This is a genomic window from Photobacterium sp. SKA34 (genome assembly GCF_000153325.1).
Taxonomy (GTDB): Bacteria; Pseudomonadota; Gammaproteobacteria; order Enterobacterales; family Vibrionaceae; genus Photobacterium.
The window spans coordinates 66,975-80,180 of the sequence record NZ_CH724143.1; the positions used below are offsets into that span (position 1 = coordinate 66,975).

The 13,206-nt window shown below is 42.1% G+C and carries 8 protein-coding genes, 1 tRNA gene and 1 pseudogene; 6 read left to right on the forward strand and 4 right to left on the reverse strand.

What is annotated here, in order from left to right; translation table 11 throughout:
• Positions 1-825: 825 nt before the first annotated feature.
• Positions 826-910: transfer RNA gene (locus SKA34_RS13425), tRNA-Leu, on the reverse strand.
• Positions 911-1,134: 224 nt separating this feature from the next.
• Here SKA34_RS13425 and SKA34_RS13430 point away from each other — a divergent pair.
• Entirely contained in the window at positions 1,135-1,626 is a 492-nt protein-coding gene (locus SKA34_RS13430) for an RDD family protein (protein ID WP_006646077.1), read from the forward strand.
• A 13-nt stretch (positions 1,627-1,639) separates the two neighbouring features.
• Here SKA34_RS13430 and lptG read toward each other — a convergent pair.
• A pseudogene (gene lptG, locus SKA34_RS13435) lies at positions 1,640-2,730 on the reverse strand (LPS export ABC transporter permease LptG).
• A complete protein-coding gene (gene lptF / locus SKA34_RS13440; RefSeq protein WP_006646079.1) occupies positions 2,730-3,830 on the reverse strand; it encodes an LPS export ABC transporter permease LptF in 1,101 nt (366 codons plus the stop codon). The pseudogene lptG and the gene lptF overlap by 1 nt, the downstream one beginning before the upstream one ends.
• A gap of 195 nt (positions 3,831-4,025) precedes the next feature.
• Between lptF and pepA the strand changes: the two genes are divergently transcribed.
• The 5 genes from pepA to SKA34_RS22955 all read left to right on the forward strand — a co-directional run bounded on the left by pepA (position 4,026) and on the right by SKA34_RS22955 (position 10,517).
• The gene (gene pepA, locus SKA34_RS13445) at positions 4,026-5,534 is read left to right on the forward strand and encodes a leucyl aminopeptidase (protein WP_006646080.1); all 1,509 of its coding nucleotides are present in this window, start codon (positions 4,026-4,028) and stop codon (positions 5,532-5,534) included.
• Positions 5,535-5,583: 49 nt separating this feature from the next.
• Entirely contained in the window at positions 5,584-6,036 is a 453-nt protein-coding gene (locus SKA34_RS13450; protein ID WP_006646081.1) for a DNA polymerase III subunit chi, read from the forward strand.
• 28 nt (positions 6,037-6,064) lie between these two features.
• Positions 6,065-8,926: a valine--tRNA ligase gene (locus SKA34_RS13455; RefSeq protein WP_006646082.1), complete on the forward strand. Its 2,862-nt coding sequence runs from the start codon at positions 6,065-6,067 to the stop codon at positions 8,924-8,926.
• 180 nt (positions 8,927-9,106) lie between these two features.
• Positions 9,107-9,523 (forward strand): DUF2061 domain-containing protein, encoded by a 417-nt coding sequence (locus SKA34_RS13460; RefSeq protein ID WP_006646083.1) that lies wholly within the window; start codon positions 9,107-9,109, stop codon positions 9,521-9,523.
• Positions 9,524-9,611: 88 nt separating this feature from the next.
• Positions 9,612-10,517, forward strand: coding sequence for a helix-turn-helix domain-containing GNAT family N-acetyltransferase (locus SKA34_RS22955; RefSeq protein WP_006646084.1), 906 nt, complete (start codon positions 9,612-9,614; stop codon positions 10,515-10,517).
• Positions 10,518-10,588: 71 nt separating this feature from the next.
• Here SKA34_RS22955 and SKA34_RS13470 read toward each other — a convergent pair whose 3' ends face one another.
• Positions 10,589-13,021, reverse strand: a complete 2,433-nt coding sequence (locus SKA34_RS13470) for a glycoside hydrolase family 2 protein (RefSeq protein WP_006646085.1) — start codon at positions 13,019-13,021, stop codon at positions 10,589-10,591.
• Positions 13,022-13,206: the final 185 nt, after the last annotated feature.

A 13,206-nucleotide genomic window follows, 5' to 3' on the forward strand; every position in this document is an offset into this window, starting at 1 on the left:
AAATCTATAAACCGTGCCCCCTCTATCATTGGAGCGATTTCTTTACTCTCCTACTAATGCGACCGATGTAACTATCAAGAAAATAGCTGCGTGTGTTAAGTAGATAGAATAAGACCATTTTCCCCAAGACTTGAAATACACTTCTATTTAACATTTTTGAAATCGCACCAGACTCAAAAGCAAAAAAACAATACAACAAGATAGAACAATAGCGTTGCGTATATATCTGTCTGTAATTTCATTTGAAACCAAATAAGCTACAGCACTTAAAAGCGCGACTTCAATAGCAGAGCCTGCAACAAAGGAAGGGGGATATGCTTACTTTGGTAAATACAACATGCGTGAATGCACCACCCAAAAAATGATAATCCATTAAATACATATGGTTGAAGTAATATTGAATTGTTCCCCATTAAGCCTAAAACCATAACAGCTATCATCAACCAATTCCAAAATTTGTAACGACCAAAAAAATATAGCGTCAGGAAGAGTAAAACATAGAGATAAAGCTCAATGCTTATACTCCACGGTGAATAGCTGAACGATAAAGGATCAGTTAATGATGTCCATAATGGCACCATTAATAGGTTATGGAGTATTTCAGACAGAGAGCCATGGCCAGTAAATGGAAAAGTAGATTTTAAACTAAAGAATTGAACGCTACGTTACTCGACTCATTCAAAATAATTCTGTAATCAGGTCAGATCACTTTAAGCTTAGTGTAACAATTAAATATGGCACGTATGTCGAGGAGAAGTTAAGAGTAAGTCTAATGTCTAGATACAACAAAGCCCCAATCTTTCGATTGAGGCTTTGTTTGAAATTTGGTGCCCGAGGACGGACTTGAACCGTCACTCCCGAAGGAAACGGATTTTGAATCCGTCGTGTATACCAATTTCACCACTCGGGCTTATGGCTGCCATTATACGTATACAATGTAGTGAGGCAAGCCTTTATCGTTAAGATATTCAACCAATATCTTTGACCGCTATATTTTTATTCTATTTCATTCGTTGTTGCTGATAATATCACCCCCCCCACACACATTCTGTAGCAATATCAAGCGTTCTCTGGCTTATCGTTTACTGTTACACTCAGCACATATGGACACAGTTAGATAAAATCGGATTTTTTATGTCAAAATCAACAAAAATAAAAAATACTACTTCCCCACAATATCCAACCTTATTTCGGCGTTTAGCCGCTTGGTTTTATGATGCTTTAATTGTCGCAGCTATTCTTATGTTAGCGGGCGGTATAGCGATGGCAGGAATAGCGCTTCTACTTCATTTTAATATTCTCGATTTAGCTCATTATGAAGATGTAAGTGCTTATTTAACTCATCATCCACAAGCTAACTTACTTTACTCTAGCTACTTAGGTGCCGTAATTATTGGATTCTACACTTATTTTTGGACTCATGGCGGCCAAACTTTGGGAATGCGAGCATGGAAATTAAAAGTACAAAATAAAGATGGGCGCTCAATTACTGTTACTCAAGCATTGATCCGCGCTGCAACTGCAGCCCTAGGGTTGGGGAATTTGCTCGCATACAACACTAAACGTCGGGCGTTACAAGACGTGATGGCTGAATGTGAAATGATAGTGACAAAAGATATTCGCTAATAAAAAGGAGCCGTTAGGCTCCTTTTTTTCGTTTATAGTTGCGTCTTAACAAATATATTGTAATAAACAAGAAAGCTAAACTTGGACCTAATGCAGTAAAATAGGCGGTAATCGGTACACTAAAATCATAGGACCAAACACTTGGTCTGATATATAAAATGCAAAACCAAAAATGACACCAGAAAGTACGCGAGCCCCCATCGTAACAGAGCGAAGAGGACCAAATACAAAAGATAATGCTAATAGCATCATAACAGCAATGGATATTGGCTGAAGCGCTTTACGCCAAAATGCTAAATCATAACGAGAAGCATCTTGCTTGGTCTCTTTAAGATAATTTACATAATGATATAAGCCTGACAACGATAACTCTTCAGGTTTCACCGTCACAACTGCTAATTTATCTGGTGTTAATGTTGTTTCCCAATGCTTGCTTGCTATCTGACTATTGGTTAACTGACTACTACCTATCATGTCAGTTATGGTCACATCATGCATTGTCCAGCCTGTGGCTTTATCGTAAGACGCTCGTTTTGCTGATGTTACATCTTCCAACTGACCTTTGTTGTCAAACTGCCAAATGTTAACAACATCCACTTTATTGAGATCATGAACACGTCCCATATAAATGAAGCTATTGTCATTTTTAGCCCATACACCACTTTGTGCAGCAATCACACTACCGCCATAAATCCATGCCGAACGATATTCACGTGCCATTTTCTGCGCTTGCGGTGCTCCCCACTGCCCCAGTAAAACAACCACTATCATCATTGGGACTGCCGTTTTTAAGGTCGATAAACCGATATCAAGCTTAGAAAAACCTGCCGCTTGCATTACCACCAGCTCTGAGCTTGATGCCAGCATACCTAAACCAATCAATGCACCTAATAATACTGCCATAGGGAAAAACATAATGATGTCTTGCGGCATTGATAATAAGACAAAATACAGCGCCTTGAGGAGATCGTAGCTTCCCTGCCCCACTTTTCTTAACTGCTCAACATATTTAATGATCGCAGATAAGCCCACTAAGGTTGATAGTGTCAGTGAGAAAGTTGCAATGATCGTTCGACCTATATACCAGTCGAGAATTTTAAACATTAACTGCGTCTCCGTAATTTATCTTTAAGGCGTCGCACAGGCATCGAATCCCAGCTATTTAAAGCAAGAGCAACTAACAATGTTGTAATATTAATCGGCCACATGCCAATCACTGACGGGATAATACCATCCTCAATCGCCGATTTTGCTGATGAGATCGCTAAGAAATAAGCCAAATAAATCAATACAGCAGGTGCCAATTTTGCAAATCGTCCTTGACGTGGATTAACAGCAGACAGCGGCACAACAATCATCACTAACAATGGAATACAAAACACTAAAGAGAAACGCCACTGTAATTCAGCTTTTGCTGCCAAGCTTTTATCTTTTATTAGGGTCATTGTGGGTTGAGCTTCCCAATCACGATCACCCGCTTTAACTTCACGTTGTCCTATTAGTGCTTGGTAGTCATTAAAATGAGTAATGGAGTAGTTTAGCTGAGTAGGAATACCTTCATATCGGGCGCCGTCATTTAATTCTAACATTTGACGACCATCAGATAACTCTTTGACGGTACCATTGTCAGCAACCATGACACTAGGCTGCAAGGTGTCCGTTGCTTTTAATTGCGCGACAAAAACCTTATGAAGTCTTGAGCCTTTATCAGTAATATTATCAATAAAGATAACCCCACTTCCATTTGGCGCCTGCTGAAACGTCCCCTTTACCAACATATTTAACGTTGGCCCAGCTTTTGTTTCTTCTTTAAGTTGCTCTATATGCTCTTGCGACCAAGGTGCAACCCAAAACGCATTCACAGCTGCAATTGACCCCGTAATAATGGCCAAGGCTAACGCTGATTGGAGTAATAATTTATTCCCCATCCCCGTCGCATTCATCACCGTAATTTCACTTTCAGCATATAATCTGCCGAACGTGAGTAAGATCCCAATGTACAAACTCAGAGGGAGCATTAGTAGTGCCATCGAAGGGATAGATAATCCCATGAAGGTTAGAATGAGATCACTCGGGATCGAGCCATCGGTTGCATCGGCTAAAATGCTAATAAACTTTTGGCTAATAAAGACAAGAAAAAGTACAAAAAGTACCGCTAATTGGCTCTTTAATGTCTCTCTTGTCAAATACCTAACAATAATCACGCGTTATATTCCCATAGAAAACTTGTTTTTTTGATGGAATCACTATAGTTTTTCGTTAAATCAGTTATTTTTTTATCTTTCAGCTAAATGAAAGACTGCACTATAAGCGTATACCGAAATCACGGCAGAGCAAACAAGTGTGGTATTATCCAACATTTAGCGTTAATTGTCTTTATTAGGATGTTAGGAGTACGCATGGAGTTCAGTGTAAAAAGCGGCAGCCCCGAAAAACAGCGTAGTGCTTGTATTGTTGTTGGCGTCTTTGAACCACGTCGCCTCTCTCCAATCGCGGAACAGCTAGATAAAATCAGTGATGGTTATATCAGCTCCTTACTGCGTCGTGGCGACCTTGAGGGTAAGCCGGGGCAAATGCTTTTACTACACCACGTACCAAACGTGTTATCAGAACGTGTTTTACTTGTTGGTTGTGGTAAAGAGCGTGAACTTGATGAACGCCAATATAAGCAAATCATCAAAAAAACGATCAGTACTTTAAATGAAACTGGCTCTATGGAAGCAGTGTGCTTCTTAACAGAGCTTCATGTTAAAGGTCGTGATACTTACTGGAAAGTACGTCAAGCTGTCGAAACAACCAAAGATAGCTTGTATACCTTTAACCAATTTAAGAGTAATAAACCAGAGACTCGTCGTCCACTGCGTAAACTAGTCTTTAATGTACCGACTCGTCGCGAGCTCTCTTTAGGTGAGCGCGCTATCAGCCATGGTCTGGCGGTAGCATCTGGTGTTCGCGCAAGTAAAGATTTGGGTAATATGCCACCAAACGTGGCAAATCCAGCTTATCTGGCTTCACAAGCACGTCGTCTAGCTGATGATTTTGAGACCGTAAGTACTAAAATCATTGGTGAGCAAGAGATGCAATCTTTAGGGATGACATCATATCTTGCTGTGGGTCGTGGTTCTAAAAATGAAGCCATGATGTCGGTTATTGAGTACAAAGGTAACCCCGATTCAGACGCTAAGCCAATCGTCCTTGTCGGTAAAGGGTTAACTTTTGATTCAGGTGGTATTTCGATTAAACCTGGCGCTCAAATGGACGAAATGAAGTACGACATGTGTGGTGCAGCCTCTGTGTTCGGTACCATGAAAGCATTAGCTAAGCTTAATTTACCCATCAATGTCGTTGGTGTGTTAGCGGGCTGTGAAAATATGCCGGGAGGTAACGCTTATCGTCCTGGTGATATTTTAACCACTATGTCAGGTCAAACAGTTGAAGTATTAAATACCGATGCTGAAGGTCGTTTAGTTCTTTGTGATGCATTAACTTACGTTGAGCGTTTTGAACCTGAATGTGTGATTGACGTTGCGACATTAACAGGTGCCTGTGTTGTTGCTTTAGGTAATCACATTAGTGGTTTAATGGGTAACCATAATCCACTATCCCATGAAATTATTAATGCATCAGAACAATCAGGCGATCGTGCTTGGCGTTTACCGATGAGTGATGAATACCAAGAGCAAATTGCCAGCCCATTTGCTGATATGGCAAACTTAGGCACGCCTGGTGCAGGTACCATAACTGCAGGTTGTTTCTTATCTCGCTTTACTAAAAAGTATAACTGGGCGCACCTTGATATTGCAGGAACCGCTTGGAAAGGTGGCGCAGCAAAAGGCTCTACCGGTCGACCAGTCCCTCTACTTGTCCAGTTCTTATTAAATAGAGCAGGCCAAGAGATCGTCGAGTAAAAGACCATCGAAAAGGGCCGTAAGGCCCTTTTCTTTAGGAACAAAAAACATGACTCATGCTACGTTTTATATAATCGATGACAAGCAAGAGAGTGCTGACAGTCACTTTCAGTGCCATTTTGCCTGTCATTTAGCAGCGATGAGTTACCGGCAAGGTAATAACGTTTACCTACTCGCAGAAAATAAAAAGCAAGCAGAACAAATAGATGAATATCTATGGCAGCAGGATCCTGATAGTTTCGTGCCCCACAATCTTGTCGGCGAAGGGCCTAATGGTGGCTCCCCCGTTGAGATTGGATGGTCAACATTACGTCATACAGGACGCCGTGCTACGCTAATTAATTTAGCGGAAAACGCACCAAATTTTGCGGTTAGCTTTGCACAAGTGGTAGACTTCGTTCCTTGCGATGAAAAGCTCAAGCAGTTAGCGCGCGAGCGTTACAAGGCATATCGCCTTGCTGGCATTCAAATTACGACTGCCACTGCTACTGAGACGCCCTAATTCCACATAGAATCCTTCTAAGAGCGCTATGGAAAAGACATACAACCCACAATCAATTGAACAAGCGCTATATCAGCGCTGGGAAGAGGCTGGTTACTTCAAGCCTCATGGTGATACATCTAAAGATGCTTACAGCATTATGATCCCACCACCAAACGTCACAGGTAGCCTACACATGGGCCACGCGTTCCAGGATACCATCATGGATACCCTGATCCGTTGTGAGCGTATGAAAGGCAAAAACACCTTATGGCAGGTTGGTACTGACCACGCAGGTATTGCTACCCAAATGGTTGTGGAACGTAAGATTGCTGCGGAAGAAGGCAAAACAAAACACGATTACGGTCGTGATGCTTTCATCGATAAGATCTGGGAATGGAAAGGCGAATCTGGTGGCACGATCACTAAGCAGCTTCGTCGCCTTGGCGCGTCAGTAGACTGGGATCGTGAGCGCTTCACGATGGATGATGGTCTATCAAATGCAGTTCAAGAAGTTTTCGTTCGTCTATATCAAGAAGATCTTCTTTATCGCGGTAAGCGTCTAGTTAACTGGGATCCTAAACTACACACAGCGATCTCTGATCTAGAGGTTGAAAACAAAGATAAAAAAGGCCACATGTGGCACTTCCGTTACCCATTAGCTGATGGAGTACAAACAGCGGAAGGTAAAGACTACATCGTTGTTGCAACTACGCGCCCAGAAACGATGCTGGGTGATACTGGTGTTGCCGTTAACCCTGAAGATCCACGTTACAAAGATCTGATCGGTAAAGAAATCATGCTTCCAATCGTTGGCCGTCGCATCCCTATCGTAGGTGATGAACACGCTGATATGGAAAAAGGCACCGGTTGTGTGAAAATCACACCTGCACACGACTTCAATGACTACGAAGTAGGTAAACGTCATAGCCTACCTATGATCAACATCCTAACGTTCAATGCTGATATTCGTGATGCTGCTGAAGTATTCACAACTAATGGCGAGCCAAGTGAAGCATACAGCACAGCGCTTCCAGAGAAATACCATGGCATGGAACGTTTTGCAGCACGTAAAGCGATTGTTGCTGAATTTGATGAACTAGGCCTACTAGAAGAAATCAAAGATCACGACCTAACTATCCCTTACGGTGATCGTGGTGGCGTGGTTATTGAACCAATGCTAACAGACCAATGGTATGTGCGTGCAGCACCGCTTGCAAAACCTGCAGTTGAAGCGGTTGAGAACGGCGATATTCAGTTCGTGCCGAAGCAGTACGAAAACATGTACTTCGCTTGGATGCGTGATATTCAAGACTGGTGTATTTCACGTCAACTATGGTGGGGTCACCGTATTCCTGCTTGGTACGACAACGACGGTAATGTTTACGTTGGCCGTAACGAAGCAGAAGTACGTGAAAAGCATAACCTAGCACCTGTTGTGGTTCTAAACCAAGATAACGACGTACTTGATACATGGTTCTCTTCAGCACTATGGACATTTGGTACGCAAGGCTGGCCAGAAAATACTGCTGATCTTCAAACCTTCCACCCATCTGATGTGTTGGTAACCGGTTTTGATATCATCTTCTTCTGGGTTGCACGTATGATCATGATGACCATGCATTTCTGTAAAGATGAAGACGGCAAGCCGCAAGTACCATTCAAGACAGTTTACGTAACGGGTCTTATCCGTGACGAAAACGGCGATAAAATGTCGAAATCTAAGGGTAACGTTATCGACCCTATCGACATGATCGACGGTATTGATCTTGAGTCTCTCGTTGAGAAGCGTTGTGGCAATATGATGCAGCCACAACTTGCAGCGAAGATCGAAAAAGCGACTCGCAAAACATTTGAGAACGGTATCGAACCTTACGGTACAGACGCACTACGTTTCACCCTAGCAGCAATGGCTTCAACAGGCCGTGACATCAACTGGGATATGAAGCGTCTTGAAGGTTACCGTAACTTCTGTAACAAGCTATGGAACGCAAGCCGTTACGTACTGATGAACACAGAAGATCAAGATTGTGGCTTCGCAGCAGGTAGCGAGCTTGAGTACTCTCTAGCAGATAAGTGGATTGAATCACAATTCCAGCTAGCGGCAAAAGAGTTCAATACTCATATTGATAACTTCCGTTTAGATATGGCTGCTGGTGTACTTTATGAGTTCATCTGGAACCAATTCTGTGACTGGTACCTAGAACTAACGAAACCTGTTCTATGGAAAGGCACAGAAGCACAACAACGTGCAACGCGCCATACGCTAATCACAGTGCTTGAAAAGACATTACGTCTTGCGCATCCTGTTCTTCCTTACATCACTGAATCTATCTGGCAGAGCGTTAAGCCACTCGTTGACGGTGTTGAAGGTGAAACTATCATGACTCAGGCATTGCCTCAGTTTGATGAAGCGCAATTTGACCAAGCAGCGATCACTGATATTGAGTTTGTTAAAGCGTTTATCACCAGCATTCGTAACCTACGTGCAGAATACGATATCGCGCCAAGTAAGCCATTATCAGTAATGCTAAAAGTGGCTGATGCTGCAGATACCGCACGTGTTGAAGCAAACCTGACAGTACTGAAATCTCTAGCAAAACTAGAAGAAGTGAAAGTATTGGCTGACGGTGAAGCAACACCGGCTTGTGCTACTGCACTTGTGGGTAAATCTGAATTGATGATCCCAATGGCGGGCTTGATTGATAAAGATACAGAGCTTGCACGTTTAGACAAAGAAATCGCGAAAATGGAAGGCGAAATCAAACGTACTTCTGGCAAGCTTAGTAACGAAGGCTTCGTTGCTAAAGCGCCTGAAATCGTGATCACTAAAGAGCGTGAAAAGCTAGCCGGTTATGAAGAAACATTAGTGAAGCTTATTGAGCAAAAAGCAACGATTGCTGCGCTATAATCTCACCAATCATTCTTGATTAATAAAAACCGACAGTCACATACTGTCGGTTTTTTTATGTTTCAAATCCGGCATCTCTTTTCAAACAATAGCTTTCACCTATTAGTAATATATAAAATAACAAATTTAGTTATTGCTAATATTCTATGATAATGACCTCATCGAATTGAGGATCACCTTATGAAAAAGACAATCAGTTTTGCCGCCATCCATTTTACTGTCGCTTTTAGCGTGGCTTACCTTCTTACTGGCGATATCATTATTGGTAGTTTAATTGCAATGATTGAGCCGATAGTTAATACCGTTGCCTTTTATTTCCATGAAAAAGTGTGGCAAAGCAAAACACTCAAACAATCACACTTTAATACGCCAAGTCGCAAAACAGTAAGCTTTGCTATTGTGCACTTCAGTGTCGCATTTAGTGTTGTTTACCTTCTTACTGGTGACGTACTAATTGGTAGCCTAATGGCAATGATCGAACCTGCAATTAATACCATGGCTTACTATTTCCATGAACGTGTATGGCAACGTAAAGATCACAACCAAGCAGGGACACATCAGCCCACTTGGCTAGATGCAATGGCTTGTCAGCACTAATAAACAACACGATAGATAAAAAAGATTGACATTGTTGCAGGCTGCAACTAATTTAGTTGCGTAGTGCAATTAAATTCAAGGATAAATCATGCAGCCCCAACAACTTCGCCAGCTCTCTCGCCAATTAGTCCGTCAACTCGGCATGCTAAATAATCAATGTGGACAATTCGCCCTTACCCACGTACAAGCCCACACTTTGATTGAGTTAGAACAAGGGCCTTGTACGGTTAATCAAATGGCAGAGCGTTTACGGGTCGATAAATCCAATGCCAGCCGTAATTTAGCCATGTTACTCAACCAAGGATTGATCCATTCAATTGCCAACCCTAACGATAAACGTAGCCAACTCTCTCAGTTGACACCGAATGGTATTCAAACACTCTCCGCTCTTCACCACCAACTTGATAAAGATACCCAAACGATTTTAAATCAACTGGATCAAGATGAAATAGAGCAGTTAGAAACAAGTTTACGCCGTTACCATAAAGCTTTGACAATCACAGAGCATCAACAGGGGTATGTACTCAGAGAAATCACGCCTTTAGATAATGCCGCCGTTGCTGCACTTATTCGTCGTGTTTCAGCTGAATATGGATTAACCCCAGATAGAGGCTTTAGCGTTGCGGATCCTCATCTTGATGATCTCTTCCAGCATTACCAATTACCGAAAAGTCGTTATTGGGTGATAGAAAAAAACAATCGTATTTTAGGCTGTGGCGGTGTAGCACCATTAGCGGGAGATGCACAGTGGAGTGAACTGCAAAAAGTCTTCTTCTTACCAGAGCTCAGAGGCAAGGGGTTAGCACGAGTATTAACTGTTCAGGCATTAAAGTTTGCCCGAGAAAATGGCTTTAAAGGCTGCTATTTAGAGACCACAGAGGTATTAAAAGAAGCGGTGAAACTCTATCAATCTCTAGGCTTTGTCGATATTCCAACTGCGCTAGGCAATACAGGGCACAATGTGTGTGAAATTCATATGCTTAAAACCTTCTAATTCATTAATAATGATAATAAAAAGCCTGCTCAGAGACTCTCTCAGCAGGCTTATCTAAGCAATATAATGGATTAGTAGCTTTGCTTTAAATGATAAACACGTAAGCCTTGCACGACTTCATCGTAACTGGCTGAGCCAATGTACTTCACTTGGCGTTGGTGCTCAGGGACGAGAGTAAAGCTTGAATCTTCAAATCGACCTTCCCCTTCAAATTCTAAATGAACATAGAAAGCAGGTTTGCTGCTACTCAGCATCACTGATATTTCACCATTCATTTCAGCAACTTCAAAACGTAAATCAGGATCTTCTAATTCACATTCTTTAGGTTTCGCTGGAAACCATGTGTTTTCAATCAGTTTATTGCCATTGCGTAAATGCACATGGAAGAAGCCCTCACTCTCATGACCATCAAGATCTTCGTTTAGCCATTCCCACACTACTTTAGTGCAATCAGGATTAAGGAACTCTGAAATAGGTTCACGATATAAAATCTCACCTTCCCAGCTCTGCCATACCACTTCACCTTTTAACTCAGCACTATTACGACCATCATTGATCAAGTGAAGTTTTACTCCTTGATCATCTCGAATAAAGGTCGCCATCTGTGGCGCAAAGAAACGTCGAGTATGATAGTGCAACTGCTTCCAACGACCGCTATATTCTAGCGATGACCATGAGCTTACTGGCCAGCAATCATTCAATTGCCAGAATAAAATGCCACGATTTGTCGGCTTATGAGCACGCCAATATTCTGCTGCCGTTTTAATCGCCATTGCTTGTTGTACTTGCGATAGGTACAACATATTGACGAAACCATTAGGGAAGCGGAAATAGCGGGTAAACATTTCTGTGATAATAGAGTTACCACGGCTATTTTTCTGATGACATTCAAAACTTGGTGACGTGATATTCCAATCTTGCTCAGGGGCAAACGTCTTCACTGTCGGCAGTGACGGCCATGATTGGAAACCAAACTCAGAACAAAAACGTGGTGTGACAGTTTGGTAGGCTTCAAAATCTTTACCTGAATGCCATACATCCCAGAAATGCATGTCGCCACGTTTATCATCGTGCCACGCATCGCCAAAATCTAACTCACCATTACACGGCGAGCTCGCCCAGAAACGACGAGAAGGATCTTCTTTTTCAACCACTTCTGCTAATGCACGGTTTAAGCGATCATAATTAACAAGATATTTTTCGCGGTTTTGACGCGATTCCGGATACCAACTAATCGCACCTATCACTTCATTGTCACCACACCATAAGGCTAGGCTTGCATGATCTTTTAATCGGCGGACTTGGTATTCAACTTCCTGTTTTACTTCTGCTACAAAATCAGGTGTTGAAGGGTACAGCGCACAAGCAAACATTAAATCTTGCCATACCATGATCCCTAATTCATCACACAACTCATAGAAGATATCTTTTTCATACATGCCTCCGCCCCAAACACGTAGCATGTTCATATTGGCAGCTAACGCATCTTCCAACAAAGAACGATACCGTTGATCCGTCATGCGTGAAGGCATCGCATCCATCGGAATCCAATTGGCACCCAATGCAGAGATCTCAACATCGTTAATTTTAAAGACCATACTTTGGCCAAATTCATCATCTTCAGTGATCAACTCAAGCTTACGCAGGCCAATCTTCTTATTGATATAACTGCCGTCAGCTTCAATTTTAAGATCATATAAACGAGGTTTGCCATACCCAGCGGGCCACCAACGACGAGGCTCCACAATACGGAATAAGACACATGTTTTCGTTGCATCACGATCAAGCGTTAGGTGAAAGGTTTGATCGTTAAACGTAACAGCCGCGTTTGCTAACCCTTTCTCTGATACCACTTCATAATTGAGCGTGACAGATAACTCGCACTCTTGATCGAGCCACTTTTGTTTCGTACTCACATGACTGATTCGAACATGTTCTATCGGCTGAAGCTCAATGTCACCATAAACACCAAGTACCGATAAACAAATTCCCCAATCCCAACCAGCATGACATTGCGTTTTACGCAAAGTATTCATGTGAGGAATTTGGTTATTCCCTTCAGCCCATGGCACTGGAAATGGCAGTTTATCTGCGCGTTTTTTCGCCGCTAAATCAGCACGATGTAAGACAATCTCAATACGATTGCTACCCACTTGAAGACAGCTTAATACATCCACTTTATGACGCATGAACATATTATTAAAATCAGCTACGGTATGGCCGTTTACACGGATCTCGGCAACAGTATCTAAGTGATCCATCACCAAGTCCATCGCATTACAAGCTAACTGCTCTTCGGTTAACTCAAACTGTCGACTAACAACCCAATCGCATTCACCGACCCATTGAACTTTCTTTTCATTGGTAGCCCAATATGGATCAGGGATCTCACCAGCAGCATAAAGCGCAGAATGTACGTCGCCTGGCAATTCAATATGAAGATCTTGTAGTGCCGCTCGTTGAACACAGGTTAACTGCCATTGACCATTAAGCAAAATTGTCATCAATAACTCCAGCACTGAGCACACTCAGTCAACTTGATAATAAAACAAATAAATTTACGCAATTTTTGCTAGTGCACCGTGATCGTGATTACGGTTTGAGCATCTCAAAAAATAAAAAGATCGATAACCACGGCTAAAAAGAGAAAAAGCCAGCAAAATGCCGGCTTTTAATTATTCAATCTGTT